A 24,155-nucleotide genomic window follows, 5' to 3' on the forward strand; every position below is an offset into this window, starting at 1 on the left:
GTATGATTATTAAGACTTTATTTTATCAAACCATGTTTAAAAGCATATATCGTAGCTTGTGTACGATCTTCTACTTCTAATTTTGATAAGATATTTGACACATGTGTCTTCACTGTTTTCAGCGTAATGAAGAGTGCATCCGCAATCTCTTGATTGCTCTTTCCTTCGGCGATCAACAGTAACACTTCTTGTTCCCGATTGGTCAAATCTTCATGTAGGATCGGTGTCCGATTCGTCAAACGATCCATCATTTTCGTGGTGACTTCGGGTTCTAAGACCCGCTCTCCTCGCTGGGTTGCACGAATGGCTTCCGCAATCTCATGAGCAGTAGACGTCTTTAACAGGTAACCTGCCGCACCCGCTTCAATAGCAGGATAGACTTTTTCGTCATCAATAAAACTAGTGACAATAATGATTTTTGCTTCGGGCCAATCATTTAAAATCAATTTCGTAGATTCGATCCCATCCATTTCATCCATCACCAAATCCATCAAAATCACATCTGGACGTAATTCCAATGCCTTTTCATACCCGACTCGACCATTTTCCGCTTCCCCAATTACTTCTATATCGTCTTGAATCGATAGATAAGAAGAAACCCCCAGACGAACCATTTCATGGTCATCAACTAACAACACTTTAATCATACCTTATGCCTCCTTCAACAGTGGAACTTTAATTTCAATACTGGTTCCTTGATTTTTAAAACTAATAATTTTCAACGTTCCGCCAACGGCACTTACCCGTTCTCGGATATTCATCAAACCATAGCTGCCGGCCTTTTGATCTTGTGGATCAAAGCCAACACCGTCATCGATCACCCGCAACAACACGTTATTATCAATGCGATGCAAGTAAACTTCCAACTCATTGGCCTTGGCGTGACGCAGTGTATTAGATAAGAGTTCTTGGATCACACGAAAGAGTTGATCTTCAATCGAACTAGGCATCGTAAAGTCTTCAATATCCCAAGTCAATAGAATTTTGATTTTGGTCTCTAATTCTTTTAACAATTGCTCGATTCCTTGCTTTAGACTCTTCCCTTCCAAAGTAACAGGTCGTAGATGAAGCAAGAGCGCCCGCATTTCAGATTGCGAAGCATTGATAATGTCTGTGACCATAGCTAACTGTTTCTTTTGGCTTTCTGGCGCATCTGTTCGAATCGCTTGCTCATTTAGTGCAGACATCATCATCATGGCGGCAAACAGCTGTTGAGAAACAGAGTCGTGCAATTCACGAGCCAGACGCTGCCTTTCTGCTTCTAAAATCTCTTCTTTCGTCTGACCATCAACAAACTGCGGTTTCGCATTCAATTGCTGTAATTCCATCGACATCTGTTTCATCTTCGATTGGATACTAGCAATATCACGATCCACATTCGCAATCAAATGGTTTTCAGACGCATGGGGGATTTTTGTTTCCAATAAAGGGCTATCGATATAGCCGCTGGCTAACAGTCTTAACTTTTCTTCCACCGGACCGTATTGACGGTTGCGAAAAAAAGAAATCAGTAAAAAGACAGCTAAAGCAATCAATGCAGATATTACAAGTAAGTGAAAGACGATTGGGATAAAGAAGAGCTTGATTTGAAAGACTTCTATCAGCCAATTATTTTTCCCACTGGCATACAAATAGGAAAACAGCATCAAAATCATGGTGAAAAAACTTGCTAATCCTGCATAAAAAGCGATCATGCCTCTTGAAAATTTCCCGATCATACCCGAATCACCTCAACATCACCAACAAGGGTATTCGTCAAGATTTTCAAACGCCGACTATTTTCGCCATAATCCGGGCTGTAGATCGTCACTTTTTCATTTTTCAAGCTCGTTTCTTCGCCTTCAAAGATAACGGAGCCAATAAAAGTACTGTGCTCTAATTTGATTGCTATACCAGCAGGCACTAAAATACGAGTTCTGCCAAAGCCTTTTCGTACGATCACGACGTTTTCTTTCTTAGGCAATAAAGTGTTGCCTAGATCGATGAAAGTGTCTCCCGTCAAGATATCTAAATTGATATCGTCCCATTCATAGACTTGACTGCCGATCCGTTCATTACCTAACCATTGCTGCTTTTGTTTCAGTGGATGATCAGCTTTGGGTTCTTCAGTTTCAACGATAATCATTTGTTTTTTGCGCCAGAATGAATTTTTAGTTAAGTCGATTCCGGTAATCTCGACTCCTTTTAAACCAATAAATAAAATCGCAAAAATCAGCATCAGCCACAGTGCTGGACTATTTAACAAACTGATCAAAATAGCAATGGAACTTGAGACCATCAAGAAATTTTTAAAATTGCTCTTGCGCTCACTTCGGTTCACAAGGACCAAGCACGTCACACCAAGTATTAATAAAAATAATAATGGCGGATTAGATAAAATTTGCCATACCGCAAAAAGCAGTAAGAGCGCTTCAACAATAAAGAAAAAACGCCAAGGACTTTTCATTCAAGCTCCTCCTCCTAGTAATTCTACTCTATCATACCTGAAAAAAATGGTTTGTCCATCCGTCGCTGGTCCGAAAAAAGACCCTGTTTGATCAAATTCCCTAAAGGAGAATGAACAACAGGGTCAACTAGATTGATCGAGTGATCAAGCAATTAGCTTTTCTTTACTTCTGTGATTCTTACTTGCATATCTCCGCCTGGCGTTGAGATCGTCACTTCATCATTGACTTTTTTCCCAATCAAGGCACGAGCGATTGGTGAATCATTGGAAATTTTACCAGAAAACGGATCTGCTTCAGCACTACCGACGATCATGTACTCTTCTTCGTCACCATCAGGCAACTCAACAAAAATCACTGTTTTCCCGATGGAAACTTCATCAGAGTCTACACCCTCATTATCAATGATCTCTGCAAAACGAATCATATTTTCTAAAGTAGTGATTCGGCCTTCGACAAACGCTTGTTCATCTTTAGCAGACTCATACTCTGAGTTTTCGGATAAATCGCCAAAACTGCGGGCTACCTTGATACGTTCAATGATTTCGCCGCGTTTTACCGTTTTCAATTCTTCTAATTCTTGTTCTAACTTTTCTTTTCCTTCAAGTGTCATTGGGTAAACTTTTTCTACCATAGTTCTTTTCTCCTTTTAGTAACTTCTAATAAATCGCAAAAGGTAATCTTTTGCGATGAGTCCACAAAAGATTACCATGCTTTTTTTTAAATGTAAACTATAAACCTATGAAAATTTAATTTGAGGTATTGTTTACATATTGTTCCACTAATTGCATATGCTGTTCATAGGTTTCCGCAAAGTACACTTCTTGGGTTTGAATGTCAGCAACGAAATAATAGTAGTTGTTCGGTGTTGGATCTAAGACCGCTTGGATCGCTGCTTCACTTGGATTGTTGAATGGTCCAGGTCCGTAGCCAGTATGCACATAGAGATTATAAGGAGAGTCAACTTGGGTGTCCTCATAAGTAACTAGCTCTTTGTGCTCACCTAACGCATATAGAATCGAAATATCCGATTGCAGCGGCATATCAATCGCTAAACGATTGAAGAATACCTGTGCGATATTTTTACGATCTTCTAGCTTACTGCCCTCTTTTTCAACAAGTGATGCCAAAGTAAGGACTTCTTGAACCGTCATTTCTTTTTGAGCAATTTGATCGAAATATTTTGACAAGACTGAATTTGATTTATCCACCATTTGGGTAACGACTTCTTCTAGGGTATTCCCTGTATAGTAGTCGTAAGTTGCTGGGAACAAGTATCCTTCTAGTCGGTAACGCACACCTTGCGCATCGCCGGCACTTGCTAAAAGCTCAGGATAGGTTTCTTTCATTTTTTCAAAGAACTCGTCACTTTCCATCAAAGCTAGGAAATCGTCTTTCGAGATATTCGTCGCTTCCGCTAGAGCATCACCGATTTGATCAACATCAAATCCTTCTGGAATCGTCACTTTTGCATCAGAGGTGACCGAGCCTTCACCATTTTGCAGCATCTTTGAGATTTGATCCAATGTCATACTAGGAGAAAAATGATAATTTCCTGCTTGAAATCCAGTTAAATTATTGAATTTCGTATAATAGTTAAAGATCATACCACTTTTAATGATATTGTCTTCTTCTAATATTTCTCCAATTGCTTTGTTGGACGATCCACTAGGAATCTCAACCGCCACCGTTTCGGTATCTTCTGGATTCAACGGCTGCAATCCTGATGTTACATAACGATACATTGAAAATCCTAAAACACCACCGATGACGAGCAGAGCAAGGACTACAATCAAAACGATCCGATTGACAATCCGATCTTCTTTTTTGCGTTGCTGCTTGCGCAATTGCGTTTCCCCACCTTCAGCTATGGGCACTTCTTCTTCTGCTGCCCTACGACTTGTAGCAGCTTGCTTTGCTTGTTTATTTTTGGTCTTTCCACTTGCAGTTCGCGAACCCACCTCTTCTTGAGGTTGTTGAATAGGACGCTCGTTCAAACCATTGCTTTCTTGGGTTTGATCTGATTGAGGTTGCTTTAAAGCTCCTAATACTTCGTCTTTAAAGGACTTATCCTCTGGATGTTGTTTACTCAAAACAACTCCTCCTAACTTTCGTAATACTGGCTTGTACCATTATACACGAAAGTTAGGAGGAGTGGAATAGAAAAAGATTAATAGTCCCTTCAAGAGCTACTTAGCTTTTACAATTGTTTTTTTCGCTGATAGATACCCTTGGTTTGTTCTAAGCCGTGGTGTACCATTAGCATCAAACTCGATTCCTTGAACTTTTACAACCATACCTTTTGTTGCTTTTTTCTTTCTGGCTCCATTACTAAAATTTACAGAAGAGTAAAAATAATCATTTTTCTGTAAAATGACATTTGAGATATCTTTGTAGTAATAGTTTGAGTAACTAGCTATAAGTTTAGAAACATATTTCTTATTAGCGGTCACATATCCGTTATTAACTTTTAGCCTTGGTACTCCTGATGAAGTGAAAACAACGTCATTGACCTTCAAAACTTGATTTTTCTTAATTTTAGCGCCCCTGTTTTTAAAATTTACATCTTTATAAAAATAGTCATCTTTATTAAAAATAACAAATTGGGGTTTAGACAATAAATAAGAATTGTACGAAGAAGTCACTGTTGATACTCTAGATAAATTCGCTGTAAAATATGAACCATCAGATAAGATTAATCTCGGACACCCATCTGGTGCATATGCAATCCCTTTTACTTTAATAACAGAGCCCTTTGGATATTTTGTTTTTCGAGAAGTAAAAGTTACATTTGAATACGAATAATCATCTTTTTTTGTATAGACATAGCCAGAAGATGGTAAGACATACATATAGTTCTTGTAGCTGCTTAAAATTTTCTGTACATAAGATTTATTCGCCGTTAAATACCCATCATCAGTAATTAATCTAGGTGTTTTGTTATCATATGCAATTCCTTTTATCTTAATAACTTGGTTTTTACTCACTTTTCTTAAACGATTAGCAGTCCCAAATGATAGTTTGCTATAAATGTAATCATTTTTTTTCATAATGATATAATTAGGGTTGCTTGTATAGTATTTAGATAAATCAACTGTATTATTTTCATTATTGGTAAATATTCCTAAATAATCAGAAGACATATCAAATGATGTACTAAGGTTAGGAAATGTTACTAACGAGGACCATTGCCATGCTCCATATTGAGAATACATCTGATCATTGGATAAAGAGTATGGATAAGCAGCAACCCAAATATTTTTTGCTCCTAGAATTGAAGCATCCATTAACCCTTCTGTAATCCAGTACAAGCCGCTATAATGAATAACATTTCCATATCCAAGTTCATTTAAACGTTTTTTAAATGAAAGTGAATTTTGCGTATGATTCCCTTTATCTACAATTTTTGGTTCCTCAATATCATTTACCATTAGAGTAGTCTTAGAAAGTCCTAATTCCTGTGCGAAAGCTGCAAAATAATTTGCTTCTGCGATAGCCTCAGATTCATTGGTGAACCAGCTATAATGATACACTGAAACTTTCAAGCCCGCTTGTTGCGCATTTTCAATTTGCTTTTTTGCATAAGGATTTTTATAAGTAGTATATTCTGTTAGTTTAACCACTACACCTTTGACACCGTATTGCTTCATCATTAGATAATTATCTATAGATATTTCACCATTGTGCGACGACACATCAATAAAATCTTTCCTCGGAGTATTCAAGTCCTCCGCTTTAACGATTGGAGGATTTAAAACAGCTGCTCTTGTCGATCTTCTTACTGAATTTTCATTCGTTGTTTCATACAAGTCAGAACGTCCAGAAGGTATTGCATATTCTTTTGCTAAAGAATCAATTTCGTTGGAGTAGCCAGAGCTAACATCTTTATTGGCACTTTCTTCAGAAGAACTAAAACTTTCAGATATCGTTGTAGAGTTCACATTACCGTCAAATGATGAGGAATATTCTGATGATGAGTTCGTACTTGATATCACAGTTTGCTTTTGATCACTTTCTAAATAACTGCTAATATTTTCATTTGATTCAAATGAGTTAGCGTTCACATGAATAGGAAATAAAAAGAATTCTAAAACACAGCACCCTAACAATAAACATTTTTTTATCATAGAACCTCCCAAAAATCTATAAATTCCACTCCATTATAGCTTTTCCCCATGTGTTAGCAAATTCAGCCTCAAAAAAGTCATGCAGATCATTTATATTGTTGATTTTAGATTCAATTCCCACTAAATTTTCAAATCGTTTTCTTTCAATTGAATGGGTCGATAGGAAATCAATTGTTTCTTGAAAATCCAAAGCGCTGCTTCGACTTGTGCCAGAAATTGTTAATCCTTTTTCTAAGACCATTCTTGTATTAATTTCAACTGGATTTTCAGAAACACCCATAATAGCAATTGAACCTTGCGGTTTTATATGCTTAATAATTTGTTGGATAGCAAAATAGCTGCCTGATCCGCCAACGCATTCAAAAGCTTGTGATATCATTAAATCGTCCGGTATCTCATCTATAGTAAAAACTTTATCTGCAAAGCTAAAGAAGTTCAGCTTATCTTCATTTTTTCCGAAAACATATAACTTCGAATGTGGAAAAAGCCCTTTTAATAAATTTGCTGTAATATACCCTAAATTTCCATCTCCCCATATGCCAAAAATCTCTTGATCACTATTCATTACACGTTTTAATCTCTTAATGGAATGAAAGGAAACTGAAATTAATTCAGTATATGCTGCAACATTTGATGGAACATTATCCAAAACCCTAACTAAGCGATCACTTCTCGCAAATACATATTCTTGCATCAATCCATCATATCCAGAGCTTCGAAATAATGAAGAGGATAAATAATTTTCAGCGATAATCTTATCGGACTCCATAGGAGTATTGGGTACAATTATTACTCGCTCTCCACTAGAAAACTGACCTGAATAATCTTTAACAACTTCTCCTATCCCCTCATGAATCAAAGCCATAGGTAATTTCTTTCTCAAAACAGCTTTATCTCTGCTTCCAGTATAATATCTCTGATCCGCATGGCAAATTGAAAGAAATGTCGGTCTGACAATAACAGTATCTTCACAAATTTTCTCTTCTATTATGAAAGGTTCAAATTGGCGCGGGGCAACTAGTCTATATATTTTATTTAACAAAATTCACACCTCACTGAGCAGTATGCCCGTATTCAATAATCGAGTTAGCAATTTTTAAATCATATGGCGTTGTAATTTTGATGTTTGAGGAATCACCCTCAACCATTCCTACTCTTTCACCACCTAAAAGCATAATTTTGCATGAATCACTTAAGGTTAATCGTTCAGAATCAGACAACTTTTTGAAGCACTCTTGAAATTTCTTAATATTAAAAGTTTGTGGAGTCTGACCTTGGTACATTATATCTCGAACAGGGATTTCATGCACTTCATTACCGTCTCCCTTAACAATTGTATCATAAGCTGGGATTACAGTATCAATTGCCGAAAAATTCTTAGATGCTTTAATATTGTCATCAATTATTTTTTTGGTTAAAAAAGGTCTTACTGCGTCATGAGCAACAATAACATCATCATCAAAGATACCATTCGTATCACTAATATATTGTATTGCTTTACTCAAGGTATCGTTTCTTTCATCACCGCCGGCAATGATACGAATTCTTTCATCCGTTAAATTATTCTTTTCAAATATTTCAATCGTATAATTAATCCAGTTCTCTGGAGTAGAAACAATTATCAAATTAAAATCCGAATTTAGTACAAATTTTTCTACAGTATGAACAATAATCGGCTTATTTCCAAGTGTTAAATATTGCTTTGGTAATGGTATATTTCCCATTCTTTTGCCTATTCCACCTGCCATTATATGAGCATAAATCATAATTTGGAGTCTCCTTTATTTTTTACTTATTAATTTATTCAAAGTATTTTTTGATATAGTTCTTAGATCATAAAATCTTTTGTGCTTACTTAAATCAAATCTTCTTCCAGATGAATTATATTTAAGTGAAACTGTTAATCGCTTATACTTTAGAGAACGAGCTATCTTTTTTTGAGCTTTCATTGAAAGTCTAATTTTAGAGGAATACCCATCACACTCAACTAAAATAGAAAAACTTTCATCAGATAAACGATTTAAGGGATATATCAACTGAAGATAAACATACTCTTTTACTACTTTCCCTAAAACTCTAGTTGTTCTCTCAATAGAAGGCACTAATTGAACTTTTTCATTTGATGTTATTTTATAAAACTTCAATTTATCATTGCTAAACTTCGAAACAAAAGAGAAAACCACGTAGAAACTAGTTTCGTCTATATCATATGATTGAATATTTAAAGATAGTTTGTCTAAGCTCTCATAAATTTTACCATCTATCTCAATTGACGGTATATCGTTATCTATTTTAATTGGTGGGTTATTAAAATCTAAATCTTTTTTCAAACACAATAAATACCATTTTTGATAACCACTAATATACTTTAAATTTAATAGAATTTCATCATCGATATACGACAATAACGTTCTTACCTTATCAGAGAATTTTTCTAGAATACTTTTACTGATGCCAATAGGAACATCTTGTTGCCGCAGTGGCCATTGTATGCTGTATGCTACTATATTTTGCAAATAACGAGGAATTTCCCCATCCACAGCATATTCGTCAATCATTCTCAAAAGAAATTCATCTATAAATGTGGAGTAATAAAACTCCTGAGAATATGTGTTTTGCATAGAGGAATTTTGTTTTATTCTTTTCCTATAAAAATAAGTCGTGTCATGGATAATGCCATATCTTTGGTATTTTAATACTATATTAGTAACGAATTTCGAGTCTTCTCCAAATATCATTTTTTCATCGAATTCTTGATTATCTATTGCTTCTTTCAGGAAAAATGAAGATGCAGAGGAGAGCTGAATAGCCGATGGTTCGTCAATAATATTAATAACCCTAGTATTCTCAAATTTATAGTTCAACATATGAGGCCCATTCTGGTTTTCGAAATATTCCATAGGAATAGAAACCAAAGGGACATCACTATGTGAATCAAAAAAAGAACTTACCTTCTCTAATGCATCATTGCTTAGATAATCATCTGAATCTAAGAAGTTAATATATTTTCCATAAGCAAATTTTAAACCTGTATTTTTCGCAGCTGCAACACCATTCCCCTTAGATTCAATAGATAATACTTGATCAGGAATCTTAGCTGCAAAAAAGTCTGCGATCTCTTTTGAACAATCACTACTGTGATCATTGACTAAAATGAGTTGTACTTTTTTTTCAAATCCAATCGATTGTTTTAAAACTGATAATATGCATTTTGATAGATATTCTTCAGTATTTCTATAAGAAACTATAATAGTAAAATTATATGATATACTACTCATTTTTTATCCCGATCTCCTTAGAATTTGATTCACAAAATAAAAAGTTTTTAAATATTTCCTCAATCAAAGCATATGCGTCTAATTTCAAACTATTCTTACATGAAAGTAGAAATTCTAACAATTCTATACTATCTATTTTAACGACAAACTTATCTTCCTCTATTAAATGCTTCATATCAAATGTCTCGCTTAGCAAAGTTAGTCTCGCCTCAGTAAGAGGATCATTATCAATACTAGTTTTTATATCTGTTTTTATCATCACTTTATTGATTATTTCAATTAAACAATTAAACTCTTGAGAAAAAATAAAATCTTTATCAGCATGTTTTAAATTTTGCATTTGAATGAGGTCATAAATACTCTTATCAACAATTGTATTTTCGTAACACTCATCAAATTTTATTTTATTTTCAATCTCATATTCTTTAGATTTTTCTAAATCACCTATGAACAATAAAGAAACATCTTCACGAGAAAAAGAAACTAATTCCATAATTTTATTCCAATTATTCATTATAAAAAAATCAGTTTCCTTATCTTCGATTAGTATAAATCGCTTCTGCCCAATTGAAAAAAGTTTATTCATTAATAAAACATAATTTTCAATACAAGAGATACTAGTTTTTAAACAATTGAGTGATATTAACATAATTATATATCTCCTTGATCTAACTTGATGAGCGCTTGATATAAATCATCACTAGGATTTCCGCTAAAGGAATAAAACTTTTTCATTCTCTCTAGATATTTCTGCTCAGGAACGAAATTATTTAAAATAATTTTTCTCAGTGCCTCAGCAAAAGTTTCCGTATTATATACAACATCTCCAAAACCATGCTCTAAAGGTAAATCTAGAGATAAGTATGAATGATTATCTGATAAAAAGTATTTATAGTCTGGAACAAAATAAACAATCGGTGTTTTATCTATGACAGCATCAAAAATAAAAGATGAGAAATCAGTCGTAAATATTTTATATATACTACTGTCCTCTAAAGTTTTTAAAATATTTATTCTTTCAGGAAAATTATTGTATTCAGATAGTTCTTCTTGTAATTGAGCAAAAATTGGATGAAGTTTTATATCTAAATATAAATCGTTCTCTTCCAGTAAATTATTGAGTTTTTTCGAGCTTAAAATTTCCAGAAGTGAATGATAATAGGGAGTCGACTTGACATATTCTTCATTGATCAACCATTCATTGCCTTTTTTCCCTTTTATGATCGAATTTCTCCAAGATGGGGCATAGAGAATTTTATTTTGCTTATTTGAACATTCTTGATCTCTTATTGAAAATCTAGGCATACCTGTAGTGATTATATCATTTTCTGTGTATTGATAATTATTAATAAGATTTTCTTTCTCAAATTCGGAAGAAACAACAAATTTATCAATGTATGTTTTCTCCTTTGAATAAATCCATGGAGTATGAGCATGCAGCACTCCATGTTGCAAATAAATAAACTTGATGCGTATAAGGTCTTGCAACAAATTCAACTCACGTCTGTTAAAAGGAAAAATTTCAGTGAAGCCTTGAAAGGATCCCAATAAATAATCAGCTACCATAAATAAACGTCGATGTTCTTCACTGTTGAACTTAACGAAATTTTGTAAGTCTCCCTCATTAACATTTAACCCTAAATCCTCAAATTCACCTTCATAAATATAGTAGCGTTCAATACCATCATTCAGTAGCTTATCATGTTTAAATTGGACATATGCATTATCAATGACACCTATTCTATCTGAATAAAGCCAAATTTTTCTATTACTGTTTGCAAAATTCCATTTGCGCAGATCTCCTATCGAAGAATCTCTATTTCTAATAGTATCCTCTTTATGTCTCACTTTTTCCTCTATTTCAAGTAGACTAGATGATTTTATAGATAATAAAAATGGCTTCTTCAAACTAATAATTTTCCCATTTTTAAATGAGGGTAAAAATTCATTATCCAAAAAGTTAAATAAGCGATTCTTATGAAATTTAACTTTTTTTGGCGTATAAACTACATTTCCAATTTTATACTCAATACTATAATTGTCCAAATCATAAATCTTGTTTAAATCAATTGTAAAGTTAAACGCCGCAAAGTAGTTGCTTCTATATTTTTTCTTATAATAACTGAATGATGATTCATATGTGTTCAGTTCGATTTTCGTTTCATTTTTTACTAAGAAAACATGAACGTTCACTTTTTCTTGAAGTGGCATTTTTAAGAATGCAGAACAGTAAATAGTATCGTTTATACAACGTAAATCAGTAATGACCGTTTCAAAATTTTTCTCTGAACCAAATTTGTGACCTTTATGATAAAAAAGCAGCTTTTTGCTATTCTGAGAAATATAAACATCTTCTTTTTTCATCATAAATAATTGATATTTAGCATACCTATCTAAGGATAGACCAAAAATTATATCGTCATCAATTTCTTTTACAATTGATGAAAACTCTTTTTCCCAAATATCAAACTCAGATTTCTCTAAATGAAATGGTATTAGTGCGTTTCTGTAAGAATTAAGCCTCCATCTTATCTCATAAGCTACCATGTTCTGCACATATCTTGGTATTTTTCCAGATTCATATACTTCAAATTGTTTTTTTGAGTAAGCCAATAAACCTTCAGCTGATTCAACTGGTGAAATATTTTTTTGAGAATTCGAAAAATGTCCTAATCTATAGTAATAACTAGCATCTTGGCAAAATCCGATACTTCGTTTAATCATAACATTTTTCGTGTTAAAAAAAGCATCCTCAGCAAAATTAAGCCTATCATCAAAAAAGATTTTAGATTCATTTTTTACCATAACATTCATTGTTGTTTGCGCTATATTCTGATACTCATCAACACTATAAACACCCGTACCATGCACAAAGTTTTTATTTCTGGCATGAGAAGATATCTTAGCATTAAGTTTCCATCTATCCTCTTTTTTAATTAACAGCTTTTTAATTAAAGGCATTTTCCTCATCGGTACTACTCGAAAATTATAGATAGGATAAGTTATTATGTTTGTTTCTGATTGCACTGTCTCGAAAAATTTATATAGATTTTCAACAGTTTTTAAGCCGAGTAAATCATCGGAATCTAAAAACATAATGTACTTACCCTTTGCTTGTTCAATCCCAAAATTTCTAGCACTTGAAACACCCTTTTTAGGATTTTTCATGACTTTAAATATTTCCGGAAATTCTCTGACAAAACTTTGTGCAATTTCTTTACTATTATCTGTCGAAGAATCATCTATGATCAAGACTTCAAAAGACACAAAATTGTTTCTCTGACTTAATACTGAATTCAAAGTCTCTTCTAAAAATTCAGAAGCATTGAACATGGGCATAATTATAGAAACATCATAGGATATTTTCATTTTTTATTACCTATCCTTTTCATTTTTTTCTTCAAGAAACTTTTCAGCAACATGAATGGAGATTTTTCAATATAATTTTTTCTCTTGTTAATCTCCCAAAAAACTCGCTTCGAATTATTTTGATCAACATAAGCGAAATACTTACTTTGAATCTCACTCATTGTATTAGAGTCTGTAGTTTTATTTAGTGCTGTAGAAAGTTCTTGTAGTAGTTCTTCCTCTGTAAAACTTATAGGCCCAAATAGGTCATCGTTGAGATCCATGTACGCTCCTTGTTCCTCAATATATTGCGATTGATCAAACTGATAAAATAGTGTGGGAATCTTTTGATATAAAGCTTCCCATGCCACACTCGAATAATCAGTTATTAGAATAGAAGCTTGTTTGATTAAATCATTTACTGGCGCTTCACCAAAATATATTATACGAACATTTGAATTTACATTACTAAACAAATGACTATATTGATTAAACTTTGGATGTAAATAAAAATTTGCTATCAATCCTTCTTTTTCTAAAAAATTAGCTAATTCTTTTGAATTAATCAACATATTATATGTTAAAAAATAATCTGACTCTAAGAACACTTTATCTTCCACTTCTTCCAACCAATTTCTCCATGTTGGCATAATGAGAATCGTGTTGCTCTTTTTTGTATTATCCTGATTCAGATTATCCCATCGGGGAAGGCCAGTTACTACCACTGAATCATTAGGATATCCTAAATAATCTATCACAATTTGTTTTTCAAACTCTGAACTTGTCGTAAATACTTCTGCTTTGTTAAGTCCGGAAGCTGAAAATGTATCGTCAATTTTTTTCAGTCCCAATACACCATGCTGTAAAAAGACAAAGGGTTTAATATCTAAAAACTGTCTCACCAAACCTTTAGAAGTTCTCCAGGAAAAGCCATGACCTTTAGATTCAGATGCCACTATCATACTAGCAAAAAGTAAATAATACAGGTGTTTCCTGCTCATAAATGGAAGCACGCGGTCTTCCATGCCATTTAACCGCTTATAGTCTTTTGATTGTGTATCTATCACATAAAACATTTTTTTCTCAGGATGATTTTTATACATATATTTAAAAAAATAATAAGAATTATCTTGAGCTGTCTCCGAGTACTTTTCATGGGTCAACCAAATATTTTTCAAATCTGGTCGCCACCATGTTAATAAAAATTGAAACACTGCAATTTTTTCATTTCTCTTGTATTTCTTGGTTTCAAATTTACCTTGAACCCTATAATTTATGCTTAATTCGCTACTCCTAGTAATATAAGGATAAATCAAATAATTCCCACTGATGTCTGAATCATAAGGAAATAAAAACTGATTGCTATTTAGACTATATTTTAGTTTCCACTTTATAAATCGTGATTCATTTTTTATTTTTCTAAAAAAATAAGTATTGGCATCTACTTGATATTTTAGGTAAATATCTTGATAAAACTGTTCCCAATTGTATTTATTAACGTCAACAGAAAAATACTGGATAATTTCATCATTTTTTGATTTAGTTTCAGAAACTGGCAGAACAGTTTTTTCTTCCCAATTCTCTCCTTTACGGAAATGTATATGAATGCCAATTGCTTTATACATAGAAGTTCCAGTATCCACTGCTATGTTTATTAGATTTTTCTTAACTGAGATTTTCTTCAACTTCGGATCAATCGCCGAGTAATATTCATTTAGTAATCTTTGACGAGTAGCTATCACATAAGAAATTTTACCATTTTGTGCTATATAAAAAGATTGTCTAAGACTAGGCGCCTCTTTACACATTCTTACATGTAGATAATTACCAACATTTATTGTATCCTCTTTTAAATAATAGTAGTCTACTCTTCCTGATGGATAATAGATTGGTAATTGTAAATCTCCTCGAAAAAGCTCTTCCACTTTGAAATCGTCTAAATCATTAGTAAAGAAATAAAGCTCATCATTTTTTTTAAACAATCTCATATGAATAAATTCGTTTGTTTTTCTTCTTTTTATTCTGATTTGAGATTTTATTTCCCCAACCTCAATTAATTGTGCTAATTTAAAAATATATTTATCTGACTCTATACGAAAATTACTCACTAGTAAATTATAGTTTTCAAAATACCACCGAATACTGAACGAATGATTCTTATCAAAAGAAACAGTTTTATACTCATTTTCTCTTACCTTGATTTTTAAATAGTTTTGAAAAGTTGAGGCAAGAGAAACAAAGAACTGTTGCTCTTCAAATTCAAATCTCAGATATCCTATATATTTGCCTGGTTCTAAAAAAACTTTTTTCAGATTTAAAATAAAAGTAAAAAAGTTCCCTTTAATTGAACATTCAAAGTATGATTCCCATTCATCAATTTCAAAATGATGAAAGTGAATGCCTAAAAATTTGTAGTTATTTGGACTAAACTCACCCTGAATTTCGATTTCTTCCGAATTACCAAGTCGTCTAAAACTAGTTATTTTAGCTGAGATAGTTTCTTGGGCTATCGTATTCAGTAATGCTTGCTTCGAGTCAAAAATTAAAGAAGTACCTTCTTTTTCCTTTTTAAATAAAACCCCTAAATTTTCAGAAAGATGCTGAGGTCTGGTAAAAATATCACTGTACTTTAGAGAATCATCGGATAAATGCAAATTTAAAAATTCATCATTAGTATTTTTTACTTTTACTAGAAGTGATTTTCCTTGCATTTTGACCAGTTTTTCATGATCTAGAGTAAAGTATATATTTTCCCCTTTTTCTAAAATTGGGAATTTCAAACAGCCCAGAGTTTTTTCTTCAAGGTATATGCTACTATCAATCTTTTCTGGAGGTAAGTTTTTTACATTTAAAAAAATTTGATACTTTTTACACTCATTTTCCTTATTTTCTATCTGGAAAGTATCTTTTTCTAGAACCATCTTATTTCCTCACTTTATCAAAATACATTTGCTTCAATTCACGCGAATTCAAATATTCATACATAATTATTCTAATCAAGATTATTCCTTAGGTTTATAAAATTACTAGAATAAAAGACTAATCAAATCTATTCTAATTCTTTATAAAATTTTTGGATTGCGTTTTTATTATAGTCAATTGGGTCAAAAATTTTTACATCTTCATCTGAATTTAAAACTTCCATAATTGCTTTCGCAATATTATCAGAGTCGAACCCAAGAATAAACTGTGAAGTATAGTTTTTTAGTACAGAAATATTTGCTGGAATATCCGATGCCAATACTGGTAAATTTAACGTTAGTGCTTCTAATAAAACCATCGGCTGGCCCTCATATAAAGAAGGGAAAACAAATAAATCACACTGTTTCATAATACCAAAAGGATCATCTTGATGCCCCAGCAAGATGACATTCTGATTCAGACCCAGTTGAGTAATCAAATTATTCATCTCTAATTTCAATGGTCCTTCTCCCAAAATATATAACCTTATGTTTGGAATTCTGTCGATAAGAATCTTAATTGCCTTGATTAGATTTAACTGATTTTTTTCTGGTGATAATCTCCCCATATTAACTAAATTAATAAAATCACTCGAAATTTCAAAGGTCGGTAATACATTATTTTTGTATTCTCTAGTATGAAAATTCTCTTTCAGATCTTCATCATTTAATCTTCTTTCCTCTATGTTTTTTGCATCTATCCAGACTCCTCCATTAAAATCATTAATCCAATAATAATCATGGTGTCCAAATGATGCTTTTTTTAATAACAATAACTGATCTTTTGAGTTTAAGGAAACAGATATTTCCTCACTTCCGTATATCGGAGCTGGCTCAGACCAGCCCTTTGTAATATCATCAAGAATTATTCCCTGACTACGAATTGATTGAAAATTATTCAGAATAACTATTTTTTCTGGTTTATTTTTATTCAAAAAATAATTTCTTATGAACTTAAGACCGAAAGCACGATGGAAATTAGATAAACTTCCAATGTTTATCCAGCCTAAATTTCCTTGATTATTCTCAATATAACAGTAAAGTTGTCCATTCACTTTTTTTTGTTTACTTACGTATACATAACTATTGTTTAAGTACTTAAGAGGTGATCTAATGTCTTGAAAATTTTCAATTGAATGATAAATCATTTCATCTTTTTCACAATTTACAGTGGCAATTAACGACACCTTTAATTCAGCACCAGTTTCATCTTGCTTACTTAATCTAACTGGATTGATGTATTTTTTTTTAATCCACCCAGTATATATCCCGTTCAAAGTAATCTTGGCATATTCACAGTTATTAAAAATAGTTTCTGCAAGTACATAGATGTTGTCTTTTTCATTTATTTCTCGATAAAAAAAACTATTTTTGTTTAGGTTATGCAAATTTTTAGCCATTTTATATGAACCAGAAGCAACACTTCCATTATATCTAAAATCATTTATATTCTGATGGAAGATTTCATCCTTCTTGCTACCATGTGATCCAGTTCCTAGAATTCTAGAAACATCAATTGTATTGGTCGTATAGCCAACTTGTTCTTCACGTACATACTTTTTCAAATTTCGTTTGTTGATTTCCATAGTCTCTTTAGACACACTTAAAACCCGATCAAACAAACTATAAATAGAAAAAACAGCAGGTAGATTCTTTTTATGCGGTGCCTTACCATTAATTACTTTTTGGGAATCGGCAAGTAAATCATTATGCTGAAAAATAATTTTTTTCTTGCTATTCACAAACGCAATCATCTTTGCCCAAAAAAAACTATATCCACTAAAGTCAATAGCATCATCAAACTTTATGTTCGCTGTACTTCGAGCAGCTTCTCTTATATAAGCATTTCGAGGAAAAATCACTCCCCATGGCTTATTTGCAGTAAAGATTTGAATAATAATATCTCTAAGCAATTCATTATTAGAATATAGTACCTTTCCGGGTCTAAAAAGCATACGTACTTGAGAATTAATTTTTTCTAGATTTTTTATTTCTTCATTATTTGAAGGTTTATTTAGAATAATAGAAACATCATATTTTTGATAATCAATTGTATTAGACAGATTAATAAAGCTTGTAGTGATTCCATTATTTTTCATGCCACCAGGGTATACTACAAGCTTTTTCTTATTATTTAAAAGAAGAACTTCTTTCATTTGTTTCGATGTTTTTTTCTTAAAAATTCTTTCAATATATCGTTTAGTTGAATTTCCATCTTGGTAAAAGCAAATATGATTCTTCAGTTCTTCATACTGATGCTTATATTGTTCTACAAAATGATTTTTTCCTTCTATCAACGCAATAAGATCATCTATTGTTTCAGCAGCTGGTCCTGGTAAATCACTTTCTTTTAAATACATTCCTCTATCCACTTCATATAAGTCTCGATCCCAAACATAAAAAATAATTGGTTTATCAGTTACTAAAAAGTCGAAAAATATACTAGAGTAATCTGTTATTAATAAGTCAACAATAGACAAAACTTCATTAGGATCTAGGTAGTCCGGAATAAGTATTGAGCGAATCTCTTCATCTCTACTTAATTCACGATAAATATATGGATGTACTTTAACCAATACATTGTACTGATCTTTAAAATGTTCTTTCAAAAAAATGGTTTCTTTAACGATCTGCTCTTTATCATTCGAGGGATTTAAGATGGATGATCCTTTCCAAGTCGGTGTATATAAAATTGTAGGTAAACGATCATTATAAGTTAAGTTTAGCTTCTTTAACTCTTTCTTTATACTTTCTCGATTGATAGTATTCGTCCTATCGATCCTTGGATATCCGCCTTCTAAAATCGTTCCAGGAAACAATCCATCTAAACGATAGCTTTTTGAGAAAATCTCTGTTGTATGTGAGTTAGGTGACAAGATGTAATCAGCCATTAAAAAATTTCGTACAACATTTTGAGAATGGGCTGGATTACCAGGAATGTCAAATCCCATATATTTCAAAGGCGTTCCGTGCCAAGTATTTATGTATGTTTGACCTTCTCTCTTTAAGAAAAATGACTGGAAAGTAGCATTGTTAATTAAATACTCTGCTGTTGCCAGCCAAAGCAAATATCTTTTTGAGTTTCTTTCTACAAATTCAACATTGTCGAACTCTGCCTTAATACGTTTTACTGTGGGATAATTTAAGTCGTTGATAACCCAGATATGATGAAAATGAGCATATTCGGGATCTTTTACTAAATGCATAAACATTGCGTAGGGAGAATCTACAATCGATTGCCCATCTCGAACTTCATAAAGGATCGTGTTCTTTTGTATTTTCTTTTTACTCGCTTTTATATAGTATGATGCTATTTTGCCATTTTCTGAAACAAAACTAGTCATTACTTTACTTAATATCGTTTTCACATTACTTAAAGCACTCATGTGTTATCCCCTTATATTGCATTCTTTGATCAGTTCAGCTACCTTATTAGCAGCATCACCATTTTCCCAAGAACAAAATTTATTATAGAATTCTAGATATTTCGTATCCGAACATTCTGAATCAATAGTTTGACGACAAAATTTTTCTATAACCTGGTAGAATGACTGTTCATCTAAACAGATAGATCCTGGTACTTCACTATAATCGAAGTAAAATCCTCGGATCCCATTTTCATAATGATTTAAATCATATGGATAGAAAATCAACGGTTTTTTTAATATCAAATAATCGAACATTACAGAAGAATAATCCGTTATGAGACAGTCACTAATTAAATATAACTCATTAATATCCTCATCCGAACATATTTTGATTTGGTCTTCATAGCCATCTATTACAATAGATTCTTTGACTAAATAGTGCGGTCGAATTATCAATGTATCGTCTTTATTCATTCTAGAAGTAAGTTGACTCAATTCAAATGGCATAAAGAACTTGTAGTTTCCTTTTGAAATAAAATAATCGTCCCGCCAGGTCGGTGCATATAATAGAACATGCCCTTTTCTATCTCCAATAATTTTTTTCTTAAGCTGACTAATTGTATTATCATCATCTTTGAAACGTACTAAAACATCATTTCTTGGATAACCAATATCTAAGAAAGTATTTTCAAAACCAAACGCCGTCTTGAAGATATTTTTTGAATACTCATTTGGGGCAATCAAGTAATCCCACCGATTACTTTCTTTGTAGAAGCCAGCTTTGTATTTTTGCGTATCAGTATTTGGCATAACCACGTTATCAATATCTGCTCCTAATTTTTTTAGGGGCGTACCATGCCACGTTTGCAAATAAATTGTCTGCTTATTTTTTTTAAGCCATTCAGATAAACGGGAGTTAAAGATCCAAAAACCAGCCCTTGGCATTAACAAAAGCCATTTAAAGGAAAAACGTGAGATAAAAAATATTTCAGGATATTTTTTTTTCGCTTCTGACAAACTTTCTTTTTTTATACTCCAGTAGAAAGTCCAATCTGCAAAATCAGTCGATTGTATCATCTCTTGATAGATCGCTAAAGGATTATCAGAAGGAATTTTCCCGTTAAAACTTTCGAATATAACCATTTGTTTTTTTACTGGAAAAATAGATGCTATAAAATTAAATAGTATTCGATAAAAAAAACTAATTATTCTTTTGATCACTTCTATTCACCAGCTTCCAATAGATACTTTTAACTAAAAAAACAGGCAATTGCGCAATTCTTCCTAATCTGGTCGGATTACTTAACGAGCGATACAACCATTCTAAGTGAAGGTTTATAAAAAAATTAGGGGCTCTTTTTACATGACCACTCAAAACATCAAAGCTCCCACCAACATCTTGAAAAACAGAAGCGTGTATCGCATTCATATTTTGGGCAAGCCACCGTTCTTGTCTGGGAAATCCTAACGCAACAAATACAAAATCTGGCTTTACAGCGTTTATTTTATTTACAATTGACTCATTATCAAGAGTCGTATAACCGTCTATAGCACCCGCAATCCCTAGGTTGGGGTACTGATCATTAATATTTTTTATCGCATCAGACAGCACTTCAGGTTTAGCGCCATAAAAAAAAGCACTCATCTTATTTTCATTTGCGTAACCTAGCAATCTTACCATTAAATCATAACCAGTAACTCTTTCTTTTATCTTTCCTCCAGTTAATCTTGAAACAAGAACCACTCCGACTCCATCAGGTATCCGATGGGTACTCTGATTGATAAACGTTACGATATCTGGATGTTTTCTGCTTTCAGTAATAATTTGCGGGTTTACACTAATGATAGTCATTTTTTTATCACTATCGATATAGTGAGGTAAATCGTCCATCACTTCTCCATAGGTGATTGGATCAACTAAAACGCCCATTATATTTTCAGATTTCATATTGCTTATCAATCCATTCTAAAAAAGAGTCAATGGCGCGCCCGGAAACATACGTATTCCAAGTTTGGTTAAAATCTGACAAATCCTCATTTCCCATCGTCTCTATACTGGAAAAAAGTTCCTCGGAGGATTTCACAATGGAAGAACCTATATCTTTCTTAAACTCTTCTTGAATTCCGACAATTTCATCGTACAGTTCAAAATCATAACAGAAATAAATGATCTTCCCACGAGGGTTTACTAAAGAATATTCAAAAGGTACTGAAGAATAATCTGTAATCAAACAGTCCGCCATTGCTATTAAATTTTTTAAATCGTAGTCCTTATCATCTTTAATAAAATATTCTGGGTATTGGTTTGCTAATTCTATCATCTTTTTATCATGTGGATGTGGATGAATGAATAATGCCCAATCTTCATTCAATTGATTTGATATAGAATCAAAATCTAAGGGATTATTATCATCGGTATTCTCTCTGTAGGTAGGTAAGTAAAGAGCGATTTTCTTGTTCATATCCTCTAGCAAAGCGTTTTTTTGATAAGTTATTGTTTCATCATCTAATTGATAGTAATAATCAGTTAATGGATAGCCGAACTTTAGAAAGATCGGATCAATATTATAACTATCCTTGAAAATCGTTGCCATTGTGGGTGAACTTACTACAAAATGAGTAAATTTATTATAAACTTTCTGATAGCGCCGACGATCCGCAGGAGCAGCATTTTTTGCATACTGTGCTTGAAGACCAAACTTTTTAATTGCTCCATTGGCATGCCAAATTTGAACAACATTCGTTTGTTTATCTAATATCATACCACCCAAAAAAGCAAAGTAATTATCACAAATGATCAATTTTGACTTCTTTAGTATCGGTATGATTTTTAAACAAAGGATTGCAAAGGAATCCACAAGATAGCTCTTAAATCCTTGTTTCTCAAATACTGAAACCATTTGTCGCGCATTTCTGGTGTAACAAATTATCAGTCGATCACCATAGGCTTCAGCCAGAGCTTCCAAAACGTAGTTGCTTGTTGAAGGAAAACTGACAAGAAAAATGATTTTATCATTTTTACGCCTTTTCCCTAAGGAACAAAGACGAACTAAAAATAAATATACTTCTTTTGATAATGAAACAAAAAAATTTTTTTTCATAATTACCCTCTATTTTCACATTAGTTCTTATTTTACATGATTATTAGTGAAAAGAAAATAATTGTAACAAAACCGTTATATTACTCTAACTGTTTTTGAGCTTTTCTTTCATTAGCATCAGTCAATTAGCAGTAATCTTATTCATCACATTTAAGAAAACAAAAAAAGTCAGCTTCAAATCAAGCTGACTTTTTATCTTTTTTACGGATAAATCCGATTCAACAACCGTGGAAATGGAATGGATTCTCTTACGTGCTCGATTCCTGATAACCAGGTAACGGTCCGTTCTAATCCAAGGCCAAAGCCGGTGTGAGGAACTGAGCCGTACTTGCGTAGATCTAAATACCATGAATATTCATTTTCGTCCAAGCCGTGGGCGCGGATTTGTTCTAGCAGGTATTCATGATCGATAGCACGTTCAGAACCGCCTATGATCTCGCCATAGCCTTCTGGTGCGATCATATCGGCACAGATCACGACATCTTCTCTCGTTGGATGTGGCTTCATATAGAAAGGTTTGATGGCTTTTGGATAATTTAAGATAAAGACGGGCTGATCGAATGAATTGGCAATAAAGGTCTCATGTGGTGAGCCAAAGTCATCGCCCCATTGAATATCATCGAAGCCGTTCTTTTGTAATAATGCCACTGCATCATCGTAAGAGATTCGTGGGAATGGTAATTTGGTGTATTTTTTCAAGACTTCACGGTCACGGCCTAAGACGTCTAATGCATAGTCACAGTTATCGAGCACATTTTGCACTAAGAATGCCACGTACTGCTCTTGGACTTCCAAGCTTTCTTCTTGGTGCATAAAGGCCATTTCTGGTTCAATCATCCAAAATTCAATCAAGTGACGACGTGTCTTTGATTTTTCGGCACGGAAAGTTGGTCCAAAAGAAAAGACTTTGCCAAACGCCATAGCGGCAGCTTCCATGTACAATTGACCAGACTGAGACAAATATGCTTTTTGATCGAAATAGTTGGTTTCGAATAAATCAGTCGTTCCTTCTGGTGCTGATCCGGTTAGGATCGGTGGATCGATTTTGATGAAGCCATTCTTGTTGAAAAATTCATACGTTGCCCGAATGATTTCGTTTCGGATTTGCATGATGGCGTGTTGTTTTGAGGAACGCAACCATAAATGACGATGGTCCATCAAGAAATCTGTTCCGTGTTCTTTTGGTGTGATTGGGTAATCATGGCTTTCCCCAACAACCTCTAAACCAGAGATACCAATTTCATAGCCGAATTTTGAGCGGCTGTCTTCTCTGATTTCCCCAGTGACCAGTACGGCAGTTTCCTGATTTAGATTTTTCGCTAATTGGAAAACTTCTTCCCCTACTTCACTTTTTACAACGATTCCTTGAAAATACGCTGTTCCGTCACGAAGTTGTAAAAAGGCGATCTTGCCGCTAGAACGTTTGTTAGCAACCCATGCTCCGATTTGAACGGTTTCGCCAACGTGTTTTTTTGCATCTAAAATTTGAATAGATTCCACTTGATTCTCTCCTATCTAATTAATAAAGG

At 33.1% G+C, this 24,155-nt stretch carries 17 protein-coding genes; all 17 read right to left on the bottom strand.

Annotated features, from left to right (window positions below):
* Positions 1 to 17 precede the first annotated feature (17 nt).
* The 17 genes from IGI73_RS10085 to asnS all read right to left on the bottom strand — a co-directional run bounded on the left by IGI73_RS10085 (position 18) and on the right by asnS (position 24,126).
* Entirely contained in the window at positions 18 to 647 is a 630-nt protein-coding gene (locus IGI73_RS10085) for a response regulator transcription factor (RefSeq protein ID WP_005229563.1), read from the bottom strand.
* 3 nt (positions 648 to 650) lie between these two features.
* A complete protein-coding gene (locus IGI73_RS10090) occupies positions 651 to 1,718 on the bottom strand; it encodes a sensor histidine kinase (RefSeq protein ID WP_005229561.1) in 1,068 nt (355 codons plus the stop codon).
* On the bottom strand, positions 1,715 to 2,446 hold the full coding sequence (gene liaF, locus IGI73_RS10095) for a cell wall-active antibiotics response protein LiaF (protein WP_010749367.1): 732 nt from the start codon (positions 2,444 to 2,446) through the stop codon (positions 1,715 to 1,717). The genes IGI73_RS10090 and liaF overlap by 4 nt, the downstream gene beginning before the upstream one ends.
* A gap of 152 nt (positions 2,447 to 2,598) precedes the next feature.
* Positions 2,599 to 3,078: a transcription elongation factor GreA gene (gene greA, locus IGI73_RS10100; RefSeq protein WP_005229556.1), complete on the bottom strand. Its 480-nt coding sequence runs from the start codon at positions 3,076 to 3,078 to the stop codon at positions 2,599 to 2,601.
* A gap of 115 nt (positions 3,079 to 3,193) precedes the next feature.
* Positions 3,194 to 4,537 (bottom strand): endolytic transglycosylase MltG, encoded by a 1,344-nt coding sequence (gene mltG / locus IGI73_RS10105; RefSeq protein WP_332282987.1) that lies wholly within the window; start codon positions 4,535 to 4,537, stop codon positions 3,194 to 3,196.
* A gap of 96 nt (positions 4,538 to 4,633) precedes the next feature.
* A complete protein-coding gene (locus IGI73_RS10110; RefSeq protein WP_438759202.1) occupies positions 4,634 to 6,571 on the bottom strand; it encodes a DUF5776 domain-containing protein in 1,938 nt (645 codons plus the stop codon).
* Positions 6,572 to 6,587: 16 nt separating this feature from the next.
* Positions 6,588 to 7,613, bottom strand: a complete 1,026-nt coding sequence (locus tag IGI73_RS10115) for an alcohol dehydrogenase catalytic domain-containing protein (RefSeq protein ID WP_317720991.1) — start codon at positions 7,611 to 7,613, stop codon at positions 6,588 to 6,590.
* A gap of 10 nt (positions 7,614 to 7,623) precedes the next feature.
* Positions 7,624 to 8,337, bottom strand: a complete 714-nt coding sequence (locus IGI73_RS10120; RefSeq protein WP_194188039.1) for an IspD/TarI family cytidylyltransferase — start codon at positions 8,335 to 8,337, stop codon at positions 7,624 to 7,626.
* A gap of 15 nt (positions 8,338 to 8,352) precedes the next feature.
* A complete protein-coding gene (locus tag IGI73_RS10125; protein WP_428207101.1) occupies positions 8,353 to 9,849 on the bottom strand; it encodes a glycosyltransferase family A protein in 1,497 nt (498 codons plus the stop codon).
* The gene (locus tag IGI73_RS10130; RefSeq protein ID WP_194188041.1) at positions 9,842 to 10,498 is read right to left on the bottom strand and encodes a hypothetical protein; all 657 of its coding nucleotides are present in this window, start codon (positions 10,496 to 10,498) and stop codon (positions 9,842 to 9,844) included. The genes IGI73_RS10125 and IGI73_RS10130 overlap by 8 nt, the downstream gene beginning before the upstream one ends.
* A 2-nt stretch (positions 10,499 to 10,500) precedes the next feature.
* Positions 10,501 to 13,218, bottom strand: coding sequence for a bifunctional glycosyltransferase/CDP-glycerol:glycerophosphate glycerophosphotransferase (locus IGI73_RS10135; protein ID WP_428207100.1), 2,718 nt, complete (start codon positions 13,216 to 13,218; stop codon positions 10,501 to 10,503).
* Positions 13,215 to 16,118: a CDP-glycerol glycerophosphotransferase family protein gene (locus IGI73_RS10140; protein WP_438759203.1), complete on the bottom strand. Its 2,904-nt coding sequence runs from the start codon at positions 16,116 to 16,118 to the stop codon at positions 13,215 to 13,217. The genes IGI73_RS10135 and IGI73_RS10140 overlap by 4 nt, the downstream gene beginning before the upstream one ends.
* Before the next feature lie 128 nt (positions 16,119 to 16,246).
* A complete protein-coding gene (locus IGI73_RS10145; RefSeq protein ID WP_428207099.1) occupies positions 16,247 to 19,543 on the bottom strand; it encodes a CDP-glycerol glycerophosphotransferase family protein in 3,297 nt (1,098 codons plus the stop codon).
* A 3-nt stretch (positions 19,544 to 19,546) separates the two neighbouring features.
* The gene (locus IGI73_RS10150) at positions 19,547 to 20,746 is read right to left on the bottom strand and encodes a CDP-glycerol glycerophosphotransferase family protein (RefSeq protein WP_115232549.1); all 1,200 of its coding nucleotides are present in this window, start codon (positions 20,744 to 20,746) and stop codon (positions 19,547 to 19,549) included.
* The gene (locus IGI73_RS10155) at positions 20,727 to 21,473 is read right to left on the bottom strand and encodes a WecB/TagA/CpsF family glycosyltransferase (RefSeq protein ID WP_181409176.1); all 747 of its coding nucleotides are present in this window, start codon (positions 21,471 to 21,473) and stop codon (positions 20,727 to 20,729) included. Before IGI73_RS10155 ends, IGI73_RS10150 begins: the two co-directional genes overlap by 20 nt.
* Positions 21,463 to 22,626, bottom strand: a complete 1,164-nt coding sequence (locus tag IGI73_RS10160; RefSeq protein ID WP_081116199.1) for a CDP-glycerol glycerophosphotransferase family protein — start codon at positions 22,624 to 22,626, stop codon at positions 21,463 to 21,465. Before IGI73_RS10160 ends, IGI73_RS10155 begins: the two co-directional genes overlap by 11 nt.
* 201 nt (positions 22,627 to 22,827) lie before the next feature.
* On the bottom strand, positions 22,828 to 24,126 hold the full coding sequence (gene asnS / locus IGI73_RS10165) for an asparagine--tRNA ligase (RefSeq protein WP_005229504.1): 1,299 nt from the start codon (positions 24,124 to 24,126) through the stop codon (positions 22,828 to 22,830).
* Positions 24,127 to 24,155: the final 29 nt, after the last annotated feature.

Origin of the sequence: Enterococcus sp. DIV0755f (assembly GCF_051713725.1) — a bacterium.
In the GTDB taxonomy this organism is placed as follows: domain Bacteria; phylum Bacillota; class Bacilli; order Lactobacillales; family Enterococcaceae; genus Enterococcus_D; species Enterococcus_D casseliflavus.

Bases quoted from the DNA above. Each gene is read 5' to 3' on its own strand.
- IGI73_RS10110 (WP_438759202.1), bottom strand. From the start codon at position 6,571: ATGATAAAAAAATGTTTATTGTTAGGGTGCTGTGTTTTAGAATTCTTT.
- IGI73_RS10085 (WP_005229563.1), bottom strand. From the start codon at position 647: ATGATTAAAGTGTTGTTAGTTGATGACCATGAAATGGTTCGTCTGGGG.
- greA (WP_005229556.1), bottom strand. From the start codon at position 3,078: ATGGTAGAAAAAGTTTACCCAATGACACTTGAAGGAAAAGAAAAGTTA.
- IGI73_RS10160 (WP_081116199.1), bottom strand. From the start codon at position 22,626: ATGAAAAAAAATTTTTTTGTTTCATTATCAAAAGAAGTATATTTATTT.
- IGI73_RS10145 (WP_428207099.1), bottom strand. From the start codon at position 19,543: ATGAGTGCTTTAAGTAATGTGAAAACGATATTAAGTAAAGTAATGACT.
- IGI73_RS10130 (WP_194188041.1), bottom strand. From the start codon at position 10,498: ATGTTAATATCACTCAATTGTTTAAAAACTAGTATCTCTTGTATTGAA.
- IGI73_RS10090 (WP_005229561.1), bottom strand. From the start codon at position 1,718: ATGATCGGGAAATTTTCAAGAGGCATGATCGCTTTTTATGCAGGATTA.
- IGI73_RS10120 (WP_194188039.1), bottom strand. From the start codon at position 8,337: ATGATTTATGCTCATATAATGGCAGGTGGAATAGGCAAAAGAATGGGA.
- IGI73_RS10125 (WP_428207101.1), bottom strand. From the start codon at position 9,849: ATGAGTAGTATATCATATAATTTTACTATTATAGTTTCTTATAGAAAT.
- liaF (WP_010749367.1), bottom strand. From the start codon at position 2,446: ATGAAAAGTCCTTGGCGTTTTTTCTTTATTGTTGAAGCGCTCTTACTG.
- IGI73_RS10155 (WP_181409176.1), bottom strand. From the start codon at position 21,473: ATGAAATCTGAAAATATAATGGGCGTTTTAGTTGATCCAATCACCTAT.
- IGI73_RS10140 (WP_438759203.1), bottom strand. From the start codon at position 16,118: ATGGTTCTAGAAAAAGATACTTTCCAGATAGAAAATAAGGAAAATGAG.
- IGI73_RS10135 (WP_428207100.1), bottom strand. From the start codon at position 13,218: ATGAAAATATCCTATGATGTTTCTATAATTATGCCCATGTTCAATGCT.